Here is a 19,720-nt window from a genome sequence, read left to right as displayed (position 1 = left end):
GCGGTATCAGGCCAGCACCGGTTGCTTCAACGTCGCTTGCGCCGGCATCGCCCGTTCCAGCATGGCCTGCTGTCGTGTCCAGAGATCCATCAGACGGGTCGCGGGCATATCGAGGTGATCGAAGGTCAGCGGTTCGTCCCTTTCAAGCGCGCGCCTGACGATCGGCCGCGCCGGGCCTTCCTCGACATCGAGCAGGCCCTGCGGCACCCGCCCGGCGGCGTCGGCATCCGCCGCCGTCATGATCAGGCCGTAGACCTCGTCGCTGCCGATTGCATGGCCGATGACATCGCCCGGCTTCAGCGCCTTCTTGGCATGGGCATAGCAGTCGGTCACCCGTCCCTTGCGCAGGCCGAGCACGGACTTGCCGTAGAGCGCCGCCATGGCGACGGCGCGGGTCGTTTCGAGATGGCAGAGGTGGTAGGGACGCAGGAAGGCGTAATAGGGATGCCGGCCGGTGATCTTGTAGTAACCCAGATAGGAACGCATGAACGCATCGTCGCAGCGGCCGACGACATAGACGCCGCCGCCATGCTGGCGGGCGCCGAGAATGTAGTCGACCCGCCCCTTGCCCTCATAGAGGTCGAAGTCGAAAAGATCGAGCACGTCTTCCATGCGCTCGGCGCTCGGGCCCTGCATGCCCGGCACGAAGGGCGTCAGACCGTGCTCGTTGGCGATCAGCGACATCTCGATATTGAGTTTCGAGCCATCGGTATAGGCGAGGCATTGCCCGGTGGACAGATTGAGGCCGCGCGCGATCTCGACCGAACCCTCCATCGTCCGATAGCGGTCGAGAAAGCCCTTCATGTTGCCGGCCTGGACGATCTCGAAGCCCCACATTTCGATTTCTTCCATCATCCGCGCCAGTACGCCGTGCTGGTCGCCGGCGTCGCTGGTGACGACGACGCCCTGCGGCGCGGCCGCATCGCGCAGCAGATGACCGAGCATCAGGTCGACCTCGGCGTTCATCAGCACGCAATGCGCGCGCCGCTCAATGGCGGCCATGCAGTAGTCGTAAGCCGCAACGATCGAATTGGTCGCCTCGACCAGCACGTCGCAGGGGAGCGACGGATCGCGCAGCGCGGCGACGGCGTCCGTCGTGACGCGGACCGGCTTGCCATAGAGGCGGGCCGCTTCGCGGGCGGGCGCTTCCGACCGGCTGGCGATGAATGAGAGGCGCATGCCGGGCGTGCGGCCGATCTGATGTGCGATCCCCCGGCCCATCAGGCCTGCGCCGACCAGGCCGACATGGATCGGGTTGCCGGTCGCTTCGCGCTGTTTCAGTTCGTTCAACATCATCATGTCCGGCAATGGGCGTTCCACGCGCCGGATAGTCGATGACTCCAGAGCGTCCCGGAATATGACACATCATCGCGGCGACGGTCGAAATCTTCCGAACACTGAATTAAGGATTTTACTGTCGCGTGGGCGCATCCCGCTGCCGCTCAACAGGGTGGGCGGTCGGAAAAGGTTTTCTGGGCGAGTTTGACGGCCGGCTCGTCCATCAGCTGCGGGTTCCATTCACCGGTGCGGACGACCTGTTGCGCGAGCTGGTCGTAAGAGCGGGGACCGTCGATATTGATGCAGGTCAGCGGATCGCGCATGGGCGCATCGAAGGTGCGCTTCAGGCGCTCATCGTCATGCAGGTAGCGCAGCGAACCGAAATAGCCCATCAGAAATTGCCGGCAGAACAGGGCATCGCGCGGCGTCGGCGTCTGCGGCGCCAGGTGATGGCGGGCAAGCGCCGCGCAGGCGGCCTGAAGGTCGCGACCGGTTTCGATCCGGACGCGGGCCTGGCTTTCCCCCGCCGCCGCCAGCAGAACCGGCGGCGCGAGCATACAAAGCCCGAAAATTAACGCTGCCGACTTAAAAACCGGCCGTTCGGGGCTCATTTTCGTGCTTCGCATTGCGGCATTTCCTTCCTCACGCGACAATGGAGCCGAGATTGACCGCCGCCGCAACGGGTTTGCGCGGGGGCCGTTTCTTTTCGCGCGGACAAGGCGTGCCAGACAGGCTGCAACCGGGTGAGGCAATGAAGTCGCGCATACTCATTTACGGCGTCGACCATTTTCTGGGCGCGCTGGCCTCGCGTGTGGCCGTGGCGCGCGGCGTCAACCATATCGGCGCCGGCCGGGATATTGCGCCGGTGGCCCAGCACGCGACGGCGATGGCCGGTCCGTTGGTGGCCGGCGGCCCGGTCGAACCGCGCATCTTCACGCCGGGCGATGCACATCGCATTGCGGGCCAGCTCGACGATGTCGCCGTCCTCGTCAACGCGGCGCCGCTCGCCGAGGCGGATTTTTCATCGCTGCTGATCGCCTGCCTGGCGACCGGCACACATTTCATCGATCTGGGCGCCGACAGGACGACGGTCGCGGCGCTGGCGGCGCGCGACGAGGCGGCCAAGCAGGCCGGCGTGATGCTGATGGCGGGCGCCGGCTTCGATTTCGCGGCGGTCGATGCGCTGGCGGCTCGGCTCGCCTATATCCTGCCCGGCGCCCGCGCGATCGCGCTGGCGGTCAAGCGCGGGCTGTTGCTGGATGCGGAAGCGCATGCGCTGATCGCCGCCGTCCGTACCCCCGGCGAGATGCTCAAGAACGGCCAGCTGGTGGCATCGAAAGCCGCCGAGCGCGCGCTTGACGTGGATTTCGACACCGGGCCCGAAGCGGCCTGGCTTGCGCCATGGAACGGCTATGTCGCCGCGGCGCGCCATCGCAGCGCCTATTCGACCATCGACTGTTTCGAGGTTCTGCCCGAAGCGCTGGAACGCGTGCTGACGGCAGGCGGTCTCAAGACCCGCCTGTTCCGCCGCGGCTGGGGCTTGAAACGGCTGGCAAAAAAACTGGGCCGCCGCCGCACCAAGCTGACCGAGTTGCAATTGACGCGCGGCAGCGCGGTTGTCTGGGGCGAGGCGCGCGCGCCCGACGGCACGGTGCGCCGGGCCCGGCTCGAAACGCCGGACGCGCATCTCTATTCGGCTGAAGCCGCGGTCGTTCTGGCCCGCCGCGCGCTGGGCGGCGCCGCGCGCGCCGGTTACCAATTGCCGTCGGCCATTGGCGGCGCGGCGCTGGTCGAGGAAATTCCGGGCGTCGCCTGGCGCGAGCTGGCCGATCCGGCCGACAATCTCGCCCTCGAGATCGATCACCCGCTGGCCGTCGACGCCAGAAACGCCTGAGGAAGAAGTGTCGCCGTTTTCCACCCTGCCTGAGGGAGGGCGGGGGAACGACGTGTTTTCGCCTCAGCGCACGCCGGTGCCGCGGCTCGATGAATCCGGCATGCCGCCCATGCCCGCGCCGCCGCTGTCGTCGCGAATGCGGCAGGCGTTGTAGCCGGCATTCCAGCCCGCCCGGTAGGCCTCGATCGTCCGGTAGGCTTCCTCGTCGCGGGTGATGGTGGAGGGGTCGCCCGGTACCCGCGAGGTGGCGGTCCAGCAGCCGGCCGAGTGGCCGGCCTTGTAGTTCGGGTCGTCGGCATGTTCGCTGACGCCGAGACCGCAGGCCGAAAGCGCCAGCGCCGCGGCGAGGATGAAGCCCGCAGGCCATCTGTGTGTCATCTCGAAGTGTCCTGCTTTTGAACCCGGCAGCCGACGATAGGCGCCTTCTGGCCGGGCCGCAAATCCCGCCAGCCGATGCTTTACGGCACGTTAACGCGGCGATGGTCTGATGAGGGCCGACATCGCGCAAAACGCGCACAAGCGCGCCAACCGGAATGCAGGATCATGGCCCTTCAAGGCACAGCCTGGGACAAGGATGACATCGCGCCGCCGCCCGTCGCCGCCGATCCGGATGCGATGTTGCGGCGCCTTGCCGATCTGGCCCTTCTTCCCGCCGCGCTGGTCTCGCCGCAGGAACGCAGCATCCTCGACTCGCTGCTGGCCTCGCTTGTCACACGCTTCGATCCGGTCATGCGTCAGCGCCTCGCCGAGCGCCTTGCGCCGCATAGCGACGCGCCGCGCGAACTGGCGCTGGTACTGGCGCTCGACGACATCGACATCGCGCGGCCGCTGCTGTGCGAAGGTCAGATACTGAAGGCCGGCGACCTCGTTCATGTGGTACGCGAGGGCGGGCCCGCACACCGGCTGGCGCTGGCCGCGCGCAAGGACCTGACCAGCGACATCGCCGATGCCTTGATCGAAGAGAGCGACACGGCGCTGATTTGCCGCCTGCTTGAGAACGGCACGGCCGAATTGTCATTGCGCGCCATCGAAACGCTGGCTAGGCGCAGCGCCGCGGAACCGGAACTGCTGGCGCCGCTGCTGACGCGCCCGGAGCTGACCCTGCGCCTCGCGCACCAGATTTTCTGGTGGGCGCCGTCGCCGCTGCGGCTCGAAATCCTGAGCCGTTTCACGGCCGAACGCCGCCATATACACAATGTACTGGATGAAATCCCGACCAGCGATTTCGCTTTCGATCCGCTGTTGGCCAGCGCGCTGTCGGTGGTGCGCCGCCCGGTCCCCATCGACAAGGGGCGCCTTCACCAGCTTCTGGCCAATGCGGCGGCCGATGGCATCGGCGTCCTGACGGATGGACTGGCGGTAATGGCGCGTCTGCGCGCCGGGACGATGTTCTGTATCCTGAACGATGCGACCGGCGAGCCGCTGTCGGTCTTTGCCAAGGCGGCGGGCCTCAACCGCAAGGAATTCGGCGATCTGATCGTCGCCGCCGTCGATCTGCGCCAGAGCGGCCTGCCCGGCAAGGGCGACCTCGAACGCATGGGCGAGCTGTTCGACACGATCTCGACCGATCGCGCCGATCTGGCGCTGCATTGCTGGGATATCGGTCTGGCAAACGAAACCCGCGCCCCGGACGGCGACGACTGAAGCTCAGTCGGCCGCGCTCGGCGTCGTATAGGCCGGCGTCTCGTCTTCCGCTTCCAGCGCCACCGCGGCCGCCCGTGCAAAACGCGGCCCCGACACGATCTCCTCAAGTTCCATGCGGGCCGCCCGCGCCGTGCCGATGATGTCGCCTTCGGCGCGATCGACCAGATCGAGCACCGCCCTGATCCCGTCGAGCACGTCATCGAGCCACGCATCGAGCGTGCCGCCCTGTGCCTTCAGTGCTACCGCATCGGCGGCCAGCCGCGTGACCGCCCGGCGCACGGCGGCGGTGTTGAAATCGACCGGCCCGGTCACGAGCACGGCGAGCTTGCGAATCTGCGCGCTGACGCCGTCAATCAGGGCGCGGCGCTCGCGTTCGCGGCGGCGTTCCTCGTCGGCGGGCGGCGCGAGATCGTCGAGCGACACGCCGAGCACCTCGGCAATCGCCGCCATGGTGCGGAACGTGCCGTCCTTCTTGCCGGTTTCGATTTCGGACAGATAGGGCGCGCTCATGCCGGTGGCGCGCGCCACCTCGATGGCCTTGAGGCCGCGATGCTCGCGCCAGACCCGCACCGGATTTTCGCCGTCGGCGATCCGGTGGGCGACCGTGCCGGGCACCGGCTCCGGTCCGTCATGATGGAGAGCGGCGCGGCCGGCGCGCAGGTCTTCGGCATCGTCCGCGGCGCGCTTCAGGCGTTCGTAGTCGGCAACCGGCACAACGACGAAAAGCGGTTCGCCATCGGGCCCGGCAATCTTCTGCAAGGTCTCCGACGCGGTGCGGCTCATGGCGCGTTCTCCCCGCCGGTCAGCGCAAGAATGGTCGTCAGGCCAACGCGTTCCGCATAGACGATGCGCAAGGTGCTGCCGGTCCGGCACGACAGGAGACCGGGCGCCAGTTCGCGCGCCTCGGCGCGCGGCGGCACGGCTTCGGCGAAAGCGCGAACCCGCGCGCGATCGTCTTCGCCCAGACGCAGGAAGGCGCGCCACGCCGTGCGCGCATAGCGCAGCTCGCGCCGCTCGCCCCGAGACCGATCGATCGACAGATGTTGCATGAACCCAAACCGAAACCGGGTGGCCTCATCGAATTTTGAAGCCGGCCTTGTTCGCCGCCTGCTAGCATCGCCGGGAGGGCGCGCCTCGCGGGCCGCGAATCTCCATGAATCGAACCATAGGGAGGCAGGAATGTCCAATGAGCGGGAGGGGTTGAGCATTGCTCGGCTGAAGGAGCTGGTGCGCGAACGCAGCAAACGCGCCGCATTGCCGCTGGCCGAACGGCGCAAGGTCATGGACGGCAATGCCGAAATCTATCCGGTGCCCCAGGGGGTCGCCATCGCCGCGGCCGATCTCGACGGTCTCCACGCCGAATGGGCGCATCTGCACGGCGATTCGGCGGCTGCGCCAGTGGTGCTCTATTTTCACGGCGGCGGCTATGTGCTGGGCTCCTCGCAGTCGCATCGCCATCTGACCGCGCGTCTGGCGCTGGCGGCGCAAGCCTCGGTGCTGAGCGTCGATTATCGCCTTGCGCCCGAGCATGTGTTTCCGGCGGCGGTCGAGGACGGGCTGAAGGCCTATCGCTGGCTGCTGGCGCGCGGCCATGCGCCTGAGACGATCGCGCTGGCCGGCGATTCGGCCGGCGGCGGCCTTGCCATGGCGGTGCTGCTGGCCGCCAAACGCGACGGCTTGCCGATGCCGGCCGCCGCCGCGCTGCTCAGCCCCTGGACCGATCTGACCTGCGCCACCGGCACCTATGTTTCCTGCGCCGACGCCGATCCGATGATCACGCAGGCCGGCATCAGGGAACTGGCGGCGATGTATCTTGGCAGTGCCGATCCGCGCGACCCGCTGGCCTCGCCCAATTTTGGCGATCTGACCGGCCTGCCGCCGCTGCTGATCCAGGTCGGCAGCGACGAGGTGCTACTCGACGATGCGCGCGACCTCGACAGGCGCGCCCGCGCCGCCGGCGTTGCCGCCGATCTCGAAGTCTGGGACGGCATGATCCATGTCTGGCAGGCCTTCTATCAGATGCTGCCGGAGGGTGAGCGGGCGATCGAGCGCATCGGCAGCTGGCTGGTCCGGCGCCAGGACGCCGCCGGTCAGGAAAAACGCAGCGTCGCAAAAGTGTAATTGCGCTCTAAATCACGGTTAACAGCGCCACGGTGATTTGCCCCGCGCGCGGCAGTCGGCCCCTTGATTGCTAATCGCTAAAAGAGTTATAGAATGATCTGTAATATTCGGGTTAATTACCCCGAAGAGTGTTGCTTATTTGACGACGGGCGGCAGGTTGGGCAAATCATGAGGCAATGGTGGCGGAGAAGGTCGAACTGATCGAAATGACGGCGGACATCGTGTCGGCCTATGCAGGTCACAACAAGGTAGCTCCGGAAGACCTGGCCAGCCTCATCCACAACGTCTTCGGTACGCTGGTGCGAATCTCAGTTGGCGGCGATGCCGGTGCGGCTGGCCCGGCACCGCAGCCAGCGGTGCCGATCCGCAAGTCGATGACGCCGGACTATTTGGTTTGCCTTGAAGACGGCAAGCATTTCAAGTCGCTGAAGCGGCATCTGCGCACGCAGTACAATCTCAGCCCCGAGCAATATCGCGAAAAATGGGGCCTGCCGCGCGACTATCCGATGGTGGCGCCGAACTACGCCCAGACGCGCTCCAAGCTGGCCAAGAAAATGGGGCTGGGCCAGGGCCGCCGCCGCGTGAAATAAGGCCGGCTTGCATTGATGGCGCCCTCCGCCCAAGATTCCGGCGGATGATTCGTCAATGGGCCCCGGCCCGGTTATTCGAGGAGGCGCTTCTGACCCGCGCCGACCAAGCCATTCGCGCCCAGTTGATCGTGCCCGAGCAGCGCGAGCTTTTCGACTATTGGCGCTCCAAATCCATCGACGGCGCCTATCCGATGCGCGCCGACATCCAGCCCGGCGAGCTGCGCGCTATGTTGCCTTCGCTCAGCCTGCTCGATGTGATCGCCGAAAGCGAAGACACGGTGCGCCTGCGGGTGCGCCTTGCCGGCACGCGACTGCGCGACTACTTCGGCGTCGAGACGACGGGCCATTTTCTCGATGAATACGATCTCGGCGATCAGACCGAATACTGGAACGCGGCCTATCGCGAGGTGATCGGCGTCGGCCGTCCGGCACAGGGCGTCATCGCGCTCGACGCCTGGAAACAGCCCAATGTTTTCCAGTTCTGGTTGCGCCTGCCGCTCGTCAACGACGAGGGCCGCATTGTGATGGTGCTCGGCCATGACGCCTTCCTGCAATCGGAAAAGGCCCATGCGCTGGCCGAACGTGCCAATCTCCGTATTGCTTGAAGGGTGCTGCCCGAACAGGGCAGACTTGCCGGGCAGGACGAGGGAGATGCGTGTGACGATTTCAAGGGCAGTTGCAGCCATGCTGACCGCCATTCTTCTCGCCGGGACGGCGCGCGCCGCGACGCTTGAAGGCGGCAGCATCACCATCAAGCGCGGCGAGCAGGCGAAGTTTGCGATCGTGGGCAGCGCCGTGCCGAGCGATCTGCGCGCCGACTGCACGCTTTCGGATATCGCCGGCAGCGCCAGTCTCATGTTCGACGGCGAGCACTATATCGCGATGTCGGACCTCGCCGTCGGCGAGACGATCACGCTCCGGCGCGGCGAGACGCGCGAATACCGCCTGGCCGGCGTCGCCGATGCGGCGGCGGGCGGCTATATCGCCTTCAATTTCACCGGCGCGGCAGCCGCCATGTGCTTTCCGGGCATGGCCTGCGACGGTGCCGGCGATGGCGCGACAAGCGTTACCGTGACCTGCCGCGACGCCGCGGACTGAAGCCCGCAAGGCCGCAATCCCGCCTGAAATGGCCCATCCGCGACAAGGCGGCCGATTCCCCCTGCCACAGCAACGACTTGCCGGAACTTATCCCCGGTACGCGGGCGACATGCCAATTTTACCATTGAAGAGGAATTTATTCCTCTATTCTATCGAGAGGGCGGAGCCGTTCGCCCGAGCGAGGATCAATGGAACAGGATTTTTTTCACATTCCGCGCGGCGCGCAAGAATGCCGGGAGCCGGTTCCGGCCGGGCTGCCGCGGCCCGGCCCCGCACGCCGCAGGCGGCGCCGACGCCGGGCGGTCCCGCCGCGCCTCGGCCGTGTCGAGGCGACGCTGACGCTGGCCGTGGTGGCCCGCGCCTGGCGGTTGCCGCTGCAGGACCTCAAGGCGCCGACACGCCGCCGCGCGCCGGTTGCGCTGGCCCGTCAGGTGGCGATGTATCTGACCCACGTCATTTTCGGCGTCAGTCTTTCCGAGGTCGGCCGTCTCTTCGGCCGCGATCGCACGACGGCGGCCCATGCCTGCCGGACAATCGAGGACCGGCGCGACGATCCGGATTTCGACCGGCTGCTCGATGTTCTGGCGCGCGCGCTCGAAAGCTGCGGAGAGCTGGAGGTCCACCCATGACGCTCGGAGGGAAACGCCATACCGCGCCCAAATCCGCCGATCCGGACCGTTTCGCCGCCGCGCATCGTTTGCCCGGCCGCCGACAGATATTGCTCGACGGCGCCGAAACCGACGTCTGCGTCAATGAGGGGGAATCGCCGCTTGGCTGGCTGCGTCGCCGCAAGGGCCCGGCCGGCAGGCCGCTGATCGACGAAACCCAATTCGAGGCGGGCGAACGGTTGCGGCGCGACTTCACGATCGGACAGTTGACGCCGCGCGTCACGGTGGACTGGTCGGCCGTTGGCGGCGGCCGGCCGAAGAAGCGGCATCCACGCGATTCGGCCGGAATCGCCGATCACGCACAGGCCGCCCGCCAGCGCGTCGCGCAGGCGCTGACGGCAGCGGGGCCCGGCCTGTCGGACCTGCTGATCGCTGTATGCTGCCATCTCGAGGGCATGGAGGCGGCTGAGCGGCGCTTCGGCTGGCCGCAACGCGCGGGAAAGATCGTGCTCGCCATCGCGCTCGACCGGCTGGCGGCGCATTACGGGCTTGTGCCCACCCGGAAAGGCCGCGGTCAGGAAGCGGCAGGTACCGGATGCGCTTTGGCATCCGCCTGGATACGCCCGACCATCGAATAGAGACCGTTGGAACGCTGGGGCGTCAGATGTTCATCGAGGCCGAGCTTGCCGAAAACGGCGCGGGCGTCGATCGCCAGAATCTCGACCGGCGTGCGATCGGAATAAAGGCGCATCAGAATGGCGATCAGGCCACGGACGATATGGGCATCGCTGTCGCCCCGGAAATGGAGGCGGAGTGTGCCATCTGCGCCCTTGCGCGGCTCGGCGATGAGCCACACCTGGCTGACGCAGCCCTCGACCTTGTTGGCCGGCGCATGTTCGGCCTCGCTCAGCGGTTCAAGCGTGCGGCCAAGCTCGATGACATAGCGATAGCGCTCCTCCCAATCGTCGAGGAAGGCAAAATCATCAATGAGATCCTGAATGCTCATGGCGCTCCGACCAGTTTCGGTCAGGACATAGCGGGCCGGCCCCCAAAGAACAAGCGCCCCGCCACTCGGGAGGCAAGTGGCGGGGCGTGAAGTGGACCGGCTGCGGGTCTAGGGCCCCGCAGCCGGCAGAGGGTGCAGACGACCTGTGGGTGAGGTCAGGCGCCTGCCGGGTGTACGGGACCAAGGGCCTGGCGGCCGAGGGGGGCGAGCGGCGCAGGGGCGCCGTTGTCTTGCTGATGTTCCTTCGCCTTGTCGGTCAGCCAGACAAGGGCCATGCCGCCGTAATGTGTGGTCTGGCGCATGACATGGCCCAGAATGTCGTGGCTGCGTGCGCATATGTCCGGATTGCGGCTGCAAAAGCCCATAACGTCCTGGGCGGAGCGTGCCGCCATTGTCAGCGCTTCACCGGCGCCCATTTCGGGGGCCGCGGGTTCAGGTGGCGTCCCCAGCGAGGCGGCCGTGTAGCCGCCGGCGATCCGGGCGGTGGCGTCGTCGTTGGCGGCGGGCAGCAGGAATGCGAGCACCGTCAGCCAGAATGCAGCTCTCAGAATAAAAGACATCGTTTTCACCCTTTCAAAGGCCGGTCGTTCCTAGGGACCGGCACATGTCATGGGCGAAGGCTAGGGCGCGATCTGCTGTCACGCGGTTAAATGGATAGATAAAATACAATATAGATCGCACCTTATGCATGGAAACGACAGTGATAGTTTATTTCACCATTCAACTATACTTGAAAATATAATCTAATTATTCGAAAAACAGAATAAAATACACAAAAAATTTGACGCGCATTCTCGAAAAATGCACGTCAAAAAAGATCGAGATTCGATTCAAATTGTGCGAAGCGGCCGGACCTGGCCGAACGCCGGGGCCCCTGTCAGGGGGCGGCCGGCGCGGCCGGAACCGCTTCCGCAAAGCAGTTGCTGACGTCTTGAAGCGCATGCTTGCCCGCGCACCATGCCTCTTCGGACGGGAAGCGCGAGGCGGCAATGCACTGGTTGAGGTTGAGGCGGGCCCAGTTGAGGCAGCGCCCGGTTGGATTGCGTGGCGCCGATACCTGCACCGCGTCCATTGAGCCGTCCAGCACTTGATGCGCGGCGAGCGTGAGGATGCGGTTCATCACGGATGGCGTATAGGCATGGGCCGTTCCGATCGGCGACAGCGCTGCCAGCACCGCACGCGCCTGTTCAAGCGGGCTCGCCGCAGCGGCCTTGACGGCAGCCTCCGGTTGGCTCGGCTGCGGCGCGATCATGCCCCATCTCTGCTTCTGGAACTGATAGGCGGTGTCGATGAAGCGGGTCGAAAGCTGTGTTATGCGCCCGGTTTCGTCGCGAATGGCGATGGCGACGGCGGCACTGGCCGAACTGGCACCACGAATCTGCAGGACGTAGTTGTCGTCGGCCACCAGCTGCTCGAGCAGCACCGTCTTGCCGACGGTGCGCGCCTCATCGCGCACGCCCTGAGCAAAGACCGGATCCTGCGCGGCGATCATTGCACGCGCGGCATACCAGCCTTCGGCCAGTCCGTCCGGCTCCGCAATGCGCAGCAGCGCCAGCGCCCGGCGGACATCGGCGGGCGTGTTGAGGCGCGCCTCGGCGGCGGTCGCCAGCGCCGAGCCATAACTGACGTAGACGCCCGTGAGATCGCCAAGGCGCCGCGCCGATGTCAGCGCCGCGATGCCGGCCGAGGGATCGATCGAGGCGACTTGCACCGGAGCGCGATGGAGCGGTGAGGGCAGGGGAATGGGAATGCCCGACAAGTTGGTGGCAAGATGGGCCTGGTCCGCAGCCATTGCGACCGGTGCCGGCGCTGGTTCGGGCGCGGCCGCGGCAGGCTTGCTGTCGCTGCCCGATGTGAGACAGCCACCCAGCAGAAATGCCGCTGCAATGGGCAGCGCGGCGCGATGCACGTGTTTCAGGAAGGACAAAGACAAGTTGCGACCCCTCGACATGACGGTATCCCCCGAACGCCCGCAAAACAGTGAAGCCAACCATCGCAAAGACTGATCTGGTGGATCGGTCCCTTTGCTGAGCGGCGCCTCTCATTAAAGTCGTGTTAAGTCTAGTCTGGCAGCGACGCGACGGCAAACGGGAAACACGTTAAGGATGAACGTCGGTGGCCGAAAGGGTCGGCGGTCGGTTCAGGTCGAGAATACGGGGAAATAAATGGAAACGGCGCCGCGGCTGAAGGCCGAAATCTGGGTAAAGGCGCTGATCCGCCGCTGCGAAACGGCCGGCGGAGCCGCAATGGTCGTCCGACGCGGCGACGCGACCGCGGGCGTTGTGCTTGTCAAGGTCAACCGGCTCGACGGACGGGCGACCGTCTATGCGCCGGCCCGCGACGGCGAGGGCGCGCTCGTCTGGATGGCACGGCCCTCCGCCGATCCCGCCCCGGAGCTGGATGCCGACGCCTATATCGAGAAACAGCGCGACCGTGACCCCGACCTCTGGGTGGTCGAGATCGAGGATCGCGAGGGTCGGCACTTCCTGACCGAACCGGTGCGCTGAGGGGTGGGCTAGAGGCCGATCTTCCCGAAGAGGTCCGCATAGTCCGGACTTGCAGGATCCGGTAGCGACCGCGCCACCGCAATGTCGAACCACCCAAGCCCGGAATGTTCGTCGTTGGCGAGCACGGACATACCGCGCCATCTAAGGGCGCATGAACATAAAGTCTTCGTCCGGGTCGAGGTGTTCGGCGGCTTCAAGAAGTTCGGCGCGAATGTCCTCGGGCTTGCGGATGTCGCGCCAGATCCGGATTGCTCGCTCGAACAGGATGCGGGCAACGGCATCGGTCGACAGCCGCGCCGTTTCTGCTTCCTTGAGCAGGGCTTCGATATGCGGCTCGACAACTTCGCGGGCGCTGGTCATGGGTGTCTCCTGCGATCCAATAACATGATGCCGCCATGCTGGCACGGCGCGCAATTGCCGCCGAGGGGCCAGTTTGTCGCGGGGTGGCGGGCGCCGGCGCTTTCAGCTAGGTTCCGCCGCAAATTCATTCCGGAGACGGAACCCCCCGGAGAACGGACGTTGAGCATTTCCGAGACCGCAAGCCGTCAGGATCAGGGATTGGCAAACGAAATCCGCAACCGGCGGACCTTTGCCATCATCTCCCATCCCGACGCCGGCAAGACGACGCTGACCGAAAACCTGCTGCTGAAAGGCGGCGCGATCCGCATGGCCGGCCAGGTGAAGGCTCGCGGCGACAACAGGCGCGCGCGCTCCGACTGGATGAAGATCGAGCAGGACCGCGGTATCTCGGTGACATCGGCGGTGATGACGTTCGAATACAAGGGCATCGTCTGCAATCTGCTCGACACGCCGGGCCATGAAGATTTCAGCGAGGATACCTACCGTACGCTGACGGCCGCCGACAGCGCCATCATGGTGATTGACGCGGCCAAGGGCATCGAGGCGCAGACGCTGAAACTTTTCGAAGTCTGCCGCTTGCGCGACGTGCCGATCATCACCTTCATCAACAAGATCGATCGTGAGGGCGTGAGTCCGTTCGAGCTGATGGACGAGATCGCCTCGAAGCTGGCGCTCGACACCGCGCCGATGGTCTGGCCGGCCGGCATGGGCGGCCTGCTGCGCGGCATCTTCGATCCCGAAAACGATCGCTTCATTCCCTACGAAAAGCCGGGCACCGAAAAAGGCGGCCCGGACAGCGAGCCCGAAAGCCTGACGGGCGACCGGATCGCGGAATATCTCGGCGCGGACGAGCTGAAGCATTTTCGCGAGGAGATGGAGCTTGCCCGCGAAGGCAATCCGACTTTCGATATCGAGCAATATCGTGCCGGGCATATGACGCCGGTCTATTTTGGCAGCGCGCTCCGGAAGCTCGGTGTGCGCGAACTGCTCGATGCAGTCGTCGCCTATGCGCCGCCGCCGCGCGCGCAGCCGACTGCAAGCCGCGTTGTCGAGCCGGCGGAGCCGAAGGTGACAGGCTTCGTCTTCAAGGTGCAGGCGAACATGGACGCCAACCACCGCGACCGCATCGCCTTCATGCGCATCTGCTCCGGCAAATTCAAGCGCGGCATGCGGCTGAAGATCTCCGGTAGCGGCAAGACCATCGGTGTCAACAATGCGATCCTCTTTTTCGCACAGGACCGCGAATTGCTCGACGACGCTTGTGCGGGCGACATTATCGGCATTCCCAATCACGGCACGATCCGCGTCGGCGATACGTTGAGCGAGGGCGAAGATCTGATTTTCACCGGCATTCCGAACTTCGCGCCCGAAATCCTGCGCCGCGTCCGCCTTGACGATCCGATGAAGGCCAAGCATATGCGCCGCGCGCTGGAAAGCCTGGCGGAAGAGGGCGTGACGCAGGTCTTCAAGCCCGAGATCGGCGCCAACTGGATTGTCGGCGTGGTCGGCCAGTTGCAGCTCGAAGTGCTGGCCTCCCGCATCGCCGCCGAATACGACATCAAGGTTCAGTTCGAGCCGGCACCCTTCGAGACCGCACGCTGGGTCCAAGCCACGGACGCCGCCGAGCTGAAGCGTTTCGTCGAGGCGCATCGGGGCAACATGGCGACCGATCGCGACGGCGCGCCGGTCTTCATGGCGAAAAGCAATTGGGAAATCGGTTACACGCTGGAGAAATGGCCGAAGGTAACCTTCTCGGCCACGCGCGAGCGGACCGCGGCCGCGTGACCGGTCAGACCGTGACTTCCTTGACACCACGCCGTGCGCTGAGGCGGACCTGCCGCGTCGGATAACCGGCACGGAAAACGAAAGTCGGCTGCCAGCTTTCATCGCCGGTGATGCTTGCAAGGCGCACTTCCGATTTCGCTTCGCGTTCCAGCTGCAACTCGCGATCGATGGTCTCGACCGGCTGGTTGAGCGGATGCATCGAAATTCCCACCGCCGCGCCGGTCAAGTGCAGCCTTTGCCAGAGCCGCCCGGCCGCGAGCGCCTGGGGTCGATCGTAACGGTCGCGCGTGGCGATCAGGCCCAGCAGCGCCGCCGTCGGCACATGGGTGTCGCGCGTCTGGTTGAGCCATGCGCCGTGGCTTTGTTCGGCGGGCAGCGCCGGCAGGAACTTCGCCGCCGCCAACAGAGCCGGCGACAGGCCCGCCGTGTCGAGCGCGAGGCCGCTCTTCTCGCGCGCGATTTCGTCCGGTCCATCGCGGAACCAGTCATGGCTGTCCTCGATCATTTGCTCGTCGGCGACGATTTCTTCTGTCGCCTCGATAATCGCCGCGCCGAGACGATCGCGCGCCGCGCTGCCGTCGAAGAGCCACATCCTGACACCATCTTCATCTGCGACGCCGGCAAACGCATCGGCGGCAAGCGGCCGCGAATGATCGTAGGGATTTCGGTCGGTGTGACGGCGGGGGATCGCATCGTAAAGCGGGTCGGCCGCCGCGGATGAAGGCGACAGCCGAAGCGTCGCCGCAAGCACTTGACCGTCGCGCCCGGCAATATCGAGAAGCGACCCAGGCGCAAAGGCGACCTCGGCGGAAAACCCGTTGGCGGCGGCGGCCAGCACCATGTTCTCGACGGCGCAACCGAGGCCGACATGCATTTCGCGCAGATAAGGGTCGAACGTGCCGAGATGGCGGCGCGTGTCGGCGAGAATGTCGATCCGCGTCGCGCTGACGCGGAAAATCCAGGGCTGCGTATTGTGCGGATTGGAGGCAAGAATGCCGGCCGCGACCAGCGCCAGCGGCGTGTTCGCATATCCAGGCGCCTGCCACATCGACCAGGGTTCATAGGCCTCGCCAGTCGGTTCGGCGAAGACGCCGCGCTCGTTGGCGCGCCAGAGAAGGCCGGCAGCGGCGACCAGCGTGATGCCGGATCCGATTTCGAGAAAGCGGCGACGCGTGACTTTCGGAGCCTGTGTCATGATTTTTCTTTCGGGTTCGACGGAAATGCGGCCATGAAAACACCGTCGATCATGGCGTCGACAGTGGCGAGGACGCGCTCCCAGTCCTTGTTGGTCTTGATTTCGACGCCGCCATAGACACGGATCCTCAACGCGCGAGCGGCGAGATAGTCGATAGCGGCGGCAAGTAGCGCGGTGACGGCGGCAATATCGACATCGCCCCAACCGCCATGACGCGCCGCTTCCTTTTCCATCAATTCGATCGAACGCTTCTCGCGCACCTCTTCCAGCGCGACGACGAGCGCGGTGCGGTTGGTCGGTTCGGCGGCGATGACGGCGAGCGTCACCGGACGTTGGCGCATGGCGGCGGCATGGTGCCGCAAGCCGCGCTTCAACGCGTCGGCGGCATCCGTCGCGCCATCGGTTGCGGCCAGCATCTCCTCGACCGTCCACCAGAAGTCGCCATGCTCGGCATAGGCGCGGTAGAGACCATCGAGATCGCCGAAATAGCGATAGATCAAAACCTTGTCGACGCCGGCCTCGCGCGCCAGCGCATTGATGCCGACGCCGGAAAGTCCGTCGCGCAGGATCAGCCGCGACACGGCATCGAGAATCGTGCCTTCTGTGCCGGCGCGGTCGCGCGGACGGGGCTTGGGTCGCGTTGATGTTGTTGTCACCATTCGGTGACATATACGGCACGGCGCAGCCGTCGTCAAGACGACCTGGATTTAAGGGATCAGGCGGGGGCGACGGCCTCGTCGATGGCGGCCTTGAGGGCCTCGACCATGCGGTCGAGTTCGGCATCGGAAACGATGAAGGCGGGGCCGAGACAGACGATGTCGCGGATCGCGCCGGTGCCGCCGGCATAAAAGATGACGCCGCGCTTGAGGCCGGCGCCGATGACGCGCTGGGTGACGGCGGCGCGCTCATCGAAGCGTTCGAGCGTTTCGCGATCCCGGACGATCTCGATGCCGCGCAAGAGACCTTCGCCACGGATTTCGGCGACGTTCGGATGCTGGCCGAGCGCCGCTTCGAGGCGGGCGGCGAGCGCGCGCCCGCGCTCGGCGGCGCGAGCGACGAGATTTTCGTCCTCCATGATTTCGAGCACCCGGTCGGCCGCCGCGCAGGCGCCGGGATGCCCGCCATAAGTATAGAACATCAATGACTGGCCGTGCGCGGCGAGCGGCGCGACGACATCTTCCGAAGCGAACAAGCCGACGATCGGCGCGTAGCCGCCGGCAAGCCCCTTGCCCGATACCAGAATGTCGGGCGCGATGTTGAAGTGTCCGCAGGCGAAAGCCTTGCCGGTGCGGCCGAAGCCCGTCATCACCTCGTCGACGATGAGAAGAATGCCGTGGCGCCTGCAGATCTCCTGCACGCGCGGCCAGTAACGCGGGCCCGGCATCAGCGCGCCGCCCGATGAGCCGTTGATCGGCTCGGCGATGAAGGCGGCGATGGTCTCCGGCCCCTCGCGCAGCACCAGCGCCTCGAAGGCGTCGGCGGCGGCGATGTCGAAATCGGGATGGTGGCGGCCGAGCGGCGAACGGAGCGCATAGGGCGTCGGCGCCAGCGGCATGTCGGGAATGACGCGCTCGAAGCCGCGCCGGCGCGCCGCGTGGCCGGCGATGCCGAGCGTGAACAGCGTCGTGCCGTGATAGGAAATGTCGCGGCCGACGATTTTCCAGCGCGATGTGTTGCCGGCGGCGCGAAAATGCTGAATGGCGAGGCGGCAGGCGGCGTCGACCGCTTCGGAGCCGCCGCTGGCAAGCCAGGTGCGCGTCAGATGCGGCGGCAGCCAGGCGCGACGCAGCCGTTCCATCAGCCGCGTCCGCTCCGGCGTCAGGAATGGCGGCACCGCATAGGACATGCTTGTCATGGCCTGGCCGGTTGCCGCGCCGACTTCCGGCCGCCCGTGCCCGATATTCGAGACGATGGCGCCGCCCGCGGCATCGAGAATTTGGCCGCCGTCGCGCGTGTAGAGGGTGCAGCCTTGCGCATGCGTCACGTCGATGGCACGGGCGGTGGGCACAAAGGGCCAGAGCGGGCTTGGAGAGGTCATGGTCGGGCGGGTTCCGGGTTGACAGATCGCGGTCGGTCGGGCGTCGAGTATGGCGGGCAACGCCGCCGGGAAGAAGTCCCCCCGTCTTCTTTGCCGTCGCCAAAGCGGCGCGGCTTTGATACCGGTAGGCGCAATCGAACACCCGCATGTGCAAGGCAGGTCCGTCGTGAAAGTCGCCGTCATCGGCGCCGGCATTGTTGGCGTCGCCACCGCCTATGAACTCGCGCTGCGCGGCGCCGAGGTGACGCTGATCGAGGAACGCGAGGGAGCGGGCCTCGGCACCAGCTTCGCCAATGGCGGGCAGATGTCGGCTTGCGAGGTAGCGCCCTGGGCGGGACCGGAAATACCGGGCCTGATCGTGCGCTGGCTCGGCCGCGACGACGCGCCGTTTCGCCTGCGGCCGAAAATGGATCCCGAACAATGGTACTGGCTGCTGCGTTTCCTGATGCGGTGCCGGGCGTCGGCGCGGCGCGAACGCATCCCGCCCAATCTCGAACTGGCCTTGCTGACGCGCGCGCGCATGGCCGCCTATGAGGCCGATTTTCGGGACGCCGCCAAGAGCTTCGCGTTCGACCGGCGGGACAAGGGAATCCTGCGCGTCTTCAGTACGGCGCATGGCCTGCGCGAGGCAGCCGCCGAGAGCGAAACCATGGCGCGGCTGGGTGTCGAACAGCAGCTGCTGACGCCGGCCCAATGTGTCGAGCTCGAGCCGGCCCTGGTATCGGCGCTGCAGCGCGGCGAGATCACTGGCGGGCTCCATTCGCCGACCGATGCCAGCGGCGATGCGCATCTTTTTTCGAAAGGTCTGGCCGCGGCCGCAGCGGAGCGGGGCGTTGTCTTGCTGACAGGCGCGACGGTCGCGGACATCATCATTCGCGCCGGCCGCGCCTGCGGTGTCACGACGTCGCACGGTCCGGTCGACGCGGATGCGGTGGTCGTCGCGGCCGGCACCGGCACGGCGGCGCTGCTGAAACCGCTCGGCCTGCGCAGCTGGATCTATCCGGTGAAGGGTTATTCGGTGACGCTGCCGGCGCCGGAAGGCAATGCGCCGGAGGTCAGCATCACCGACGAAGCGCGCAAGATTGTCATCAGCCGCCTCGGCAATCGCCTGCGTGCCGCGGGCCAGGCCGAAGTCGGCGGCTACGACCTGACGCTGGAGCCCGCGCGCGCCGCATCGGTGCTCAGTGCGCTGACGAGCCTCCTGCCGCAGGCGGGCGTGGCTGCCGATGCGGCCGAATTCTGGTGCGGCCTGCGGCCGATGACCCCGGACGGCAGCCCGGTGATCGGCCGTCTTGAGCCTTTTTCGAATCTTTTCATCAACAGCGGCCACGGCACGCTGGGCTGGACGCTGGGGGCCGGCAGCGGCGCGGCGCTGGCCGACCTGATCTGCGACAGCGCGCCGCAACTATCCCTAAGTCCTTTCTCTATAAAGAGATTTTGACGGGTTTTGCGCGTTGCAACCGTGATTTTGGTGCAATGCACAAAAATAACTTGACGCAGAGGCGGAGGTTAATTATCTCATGTTGCAGCGCACAAATCCGGCGCGCCGGTATGTGCGGGGAAACGCTCGCAGCGAGGCGAGCGACCACGCGATAC

The 19,720-nt window shown here is 66.0% G+C and carries 24 protein-coding genes; 11 read left to right on the top strand and 13 right to left on the bottom strand.

Going from position 1 to position 19,720, the window contains the following annotated elements; translation table 11 throughout:
* Nucleotides 1-6 precede the first annotated feature (6 nt).
* Nucleotides 7-1,299: a hypothetical protein gene (locus tag Q7V31_RS06495; RefSeq protein ID WP_304733953.1), complete on the bottom strand. Its 1,293-nt coding sequence runs from the start codon at nt 1,297-1,299 to the stop codon at nt 7-9.
* Between the two features lie 143 nt (nt 1,300-1,442).
* Nucleotides 1,443-1,904, bottom strand: coding sequence for a hypothetical protein (locus Q7V31_RS06490; RefSeq protein WP_304733212.1), 462 nt, complete (start codon nt 1,902-1,904; stop codon nt 1,443-1,445).
* 125 nt (nt 1,905-2,029) lie between these two features.
* Between Q7V31_RS06490 and Q7V31_RS06485 the strand changes: the two genes are divergently transcribed.
* The gene (locus Q7V31_RS06485; protein ID WP_304733211.1) at nt 2,030-3,172 is read left to right on the top strand and encodes a hypothetical protein; all 1,143 of its coding nucleotides are present in this window, start codon (nt 2,030-2,032) and stop codon (nt 3,170-3,172) included.
* 63 nt (nt 3,173-3,235) lie between these two features.
* Here Q7V31_RS06485 and Q7V31_RS06480 read toward each other — a convergent pair whose 3' ends face one another.
* Complete coding sequence (locus Q7V31_RS06480) at nt 3,236-3,550, bottom strand: hypothetical protein (protein WP_304733210.1); 315 nt, start codon at nt 3,548-3,550, stop codon at nt 3,236-3,238.
* 165 nt (nt 3,551-3,715) lie between these two features.
* Here Q7V31_RS06480 and Q7V31_RS06475 point away from each other — a divergent pair, with 165 nt between their 5' ends.
* Complete coding sequence (locus Q7V31_RS06475; protein ID WP_304733209.1) at nt 3,716-4,816, top strand: DUF2336 domain-containing protein; 1,101 nt, start codon at nt 3,716-3,718, stop codon at nt 4,814-4,816.
* 3 nt (nt 4,817-4,819) lie between these two features.
* On the opposite strand, the gene Q7V31_RS06470 is transcribed toward Q7V31_RS06475, so the two are convergent.
* Entirely contained in the window at nt 4,820-5,599 is a 780-nt protein-coding gene (locus Q7V31_RS06470; protein ID WP_304733208.1) for a helix-turn-helix domain-containing protein, read from the bottom strand.
* Nucleotides 5,596-5,865: a hypothetical protein gene (locus Q7V31_RS06465; protein ID WP_304733207.1), complete on the bottom strand. Its 270-nt coding sequence runs from the start codon at nt 5,863-5,865 to the stop codon at nt 5,596-5,598. The genes Q7V31_RS06470 and Q7V31_RS06465 overlap by 4 nt, the downstream gene beginning before the upstream one ends.
* Before the next feature lie 130 nt (nt 5,866-5,995).
* On the opposite strand from Q7V31_RS06465, the gene Q7V31_RS06460 reads away from it, so the two are divergent.
* The 6 genes from Q7V31_RS06460 to Q7V31_RS06435 all read left to right on the top strand — a co-directional run bounded on the left by Q7V31_RS06460 (nt 5,996) and on the right by Q7V31_RS06435 (nt 9,871).
* On the top strand, nt 5,996-6,937 hold the full coding sequence (locus Q7V31_RS06460) for an alpha/beta hydrolase (protein WP_304733206.1): 942 nt from the start codon (nt 5,996-5,998) through the stop codon (nt 6,935-6,937).
* Between the two features lie 176 nt (nt 6,938-7,113).
* Complete coding sequence (locus tag Q7V31_RS06455) at nt 7,114-7,527, top strand: MucR family transcriptional regulator (protein WP_304733205.1); 414 nt, start codon at nt 7,114-7,116, stop codon at nt 7,525-7,527.
* Nucleotides 7,528-7,571: 44 nt separating this feature from the next.
* On the top strand, nt 7,572-8,132 hold the full coding sequence (locus Q7V31_RS06450) for a PAS domain-containing protein (RefSeq protein WP_304733204.1): 561 nt from the start codon (nt 7,572-7,574) through the stop codon (nt 8,130-8,132).
* Between the two features lie 52 nt (nt 8,133-8,184).
* Entirely contained in the window at nt 8,185-8,625 is a 441-nt protein-coding gene (locus Q7V31_RS06445; protein WP_304733203.1) for a hypothetical protein, read from the top strand.
* Between the two features lie 188 nt (nt 8,626-8,813).
* Nucleotides 8,814-9,254 carry a helix-turn-helix domain-containing protein gene (locus tag Q7V31_RS06440; protein WP_304733202.1) on the top strand — a complete coding sequence of 147 codons (441 nt, stop codon included), beginning with the start codon at nt 8,814-8,816 and terminating at the stop codon, nt 9,252-9,254.
* A complete protein-coding gene (locus Q7V31_RS06435; protein ID WP_304733201.1) occupies nt 9,251-9,871 on the top strand; it encodes a DUF6456 domain-containing protein in 621 nt (206 codons plus the stop codon). The genes Q7V31_RS06440 and Q7V31_RS06435 overlap by 4 nt, the downstream gene beginning before the upstream one ends.
* Here Q7V31_RS06435 and Q7V31_RS06430 read toward each other — a convergent pair.
* The 3 genes from Q7V31_RS06430 to Q7V31_RS06420 all read right to left on the bottom strand — a co-directional run bounded on the left by Q7V31_RS06430 (nt 9,808) and on the right by Q7V31_RS06420 (nt 12,172).
* The gene (locus tag Q7V31_RS06430; protein ID WP_304733200.1) at nt 9,808-10,239 is read right to left on the bottom strand and encodes a SufE family protein; all 432 of its coding nucleotides are present in this window, start codon (nt 10,237-10,239) and stop codon (nt 9,808-9,810) included. The genes Q7V31_RS06435 and Q7V31_RS06430 overlap by 64 nt on opposite strands.
* Before the next feature lie 155 nt (nt 10,240-10,394).
* The gene (locus Q7V31_RS06425) at nt 10,395-10,799 is read right to left on the bottom strand and encodes a DUF5330 domain-containing protein (RefSeq protein ID WP_304733199.1); all 405 of its coding nucleotides are present in this window, start codon (nt 10,797-10,799) and stop codon (nt 10,395-10,397) included.
* 317 nt (nt 10,800-11,116) lie between these two features.
* Nucleotides 11,117-12,172, bottom strand: coding sequence for a hypothetical protein (locus Q7V31_RS06420; protein ID WP_304733198.1), 1,056 nt, complete (start codon nt 12,170-12,172; stop codon nt 11,117-11,119).
* A 232-nt stretch (nt 12,173-12,404) separates the two neighbouring features.
* Between Q7V31_RS06420 and Q7V31_RS06415 the strand changes: the two genes are divergently transcribed.
* Nucleotides 12,405-12,746: a DUF1491 family protein gene (locus tag Q7V31_RS06415; protein WP_304733197.1), complete on the top strand. Its 342-nt coding sequence runs from the start codon at nt 12,405-12,407 to the stop codon at nt 12,744-12,746.
* An 8-nt stretch (nt 12,747-12,754) separates the two neighbouring features.
* On the opposite strand, the gene Q7V31_RS06410 is transcribed toward Q7V31_RS06415, so the two are convergent.
* Both Q7V31_RS06410 and Q7V31_RS06405 read right to left on the bottom strand, forming a co-directional pair.
* Entirely contained in the window at nt 12,755-12,877 is a 123-nt protein-coding gene (locus Q7V31_RS06410) for a hypothetical protein (RefSeq protein ID WP_304733196.1), read from the bottom strand.
* A gap of 10 nt (nt 12,878-12,887) precedes the next feature.
* Nucleotides 12,888-13,106 carry a hypothetical protein gene (locus Q7V31_RS06405; protein ID WP_304733195.1) on the bottom strand — a complete coding sequence of 73 codons (219 nt, stop codon included), beginning with the start codon at nt 13,104-13,106 and terminating at the stop codon, nt 12,888-12,890.
* Between the two features lie 159 nt (nt 13,107-13,265).
* Between Q7V31_RS06405 and Q7V31_RS06400 the strand changes: the two genes are divergently transcribed.
* The gene (locus Q7V31_RS06400; RefSeq protein WP_370690634.1) at nt 13,266-14,891 is read left to right on the top strand and encodes a peptide chain release factor 3; all 1,626 of its coding nucleotides are present in this window, start codon (nt 13,266-13,268) and stop codon (nt 14,889-14,891) included.
* 4 nt (nt 14,892-14,895) lie between these two features.
* On the opposite strand, the gene Q7V31_RS06395 is transcribed toward Q7V31_RS06400, so the two are convergent.
* Genes Q7V31_RS06395 through Q7V31_RS06385 form a run of 3 tightly spaced genes read right to left on the bottom strand, consistent with a single transcriptional unit; the run spans nt 14,896 to nt 18,124 of the window.
* A complete protein-coding gene (locus Q7V31_RS06395; protein ID WP_304733194.1) occupies nt 14,896-16,086 on the bottom strand; it encodes a hypothetical protein in 1,191 nt (396 codons plus the stop codon).
* Nucleotides 16,083-16,745: a TetR/AcrR family transcriptional regulator gene (locus Q7V31_RS06390; RefSeq protein WP_304733193.1), complete on the bottom strand. Its 663-nt coding sequence runs from the start codon at nt 16,743-16,745 to the stop codon at nt 16,083-16,085. The genes Q7V31_RS06395 and Q7V31_RS06390 overlap by 4 nt, the downstream gene beginning before the upstream one ends.
* Nucleotides 16,746-16,801: 56 nt before the next feature.
* Entirely contained in the window at nt 16,802-18,124 is a 1,323-nt protein-coding gene (locus tag Q7V31_RS06385; RefSeq protein ID WP_304733192.1) for an aspartate aminotransferase family protein, read from the bottom strand.
* Between the two features lie 166 nt (nt 18,125-18,290).
* Between Q7V31_RS06385 and Q7V31_RS06380 the strand changes: the two genes are divergently transcribed.
* The gene (locus Q7V31_RS06380; protein WP_304733191.1) at nt 18,291-19,565 is read left to right on the top strand and encodes a D-amino acid dehydrogenase; all 1,275 of its coding nucleotides are present in this window, start codon (nt 18,291-18,293) and stop codon (nt 19,563-19,565) included.
* The last annotated feature ends 155 nt before the right edge of the window (nt 19,566-19,720 follow it).

Origin of the sequence: Parvibaculum sp. (genome assembly GCF_030651915.1) — a bacterium.
Lineage (GTDB): Bacteria > Pseudomonadota > Alphaproteobacteria > Parvibaculales > Parvibaculaceae > Parvibaculum.
Note: the sequence above shows the minus strand (reverse complement) of the source record. Positions and strands in the feature narration are given on the sequence as shown.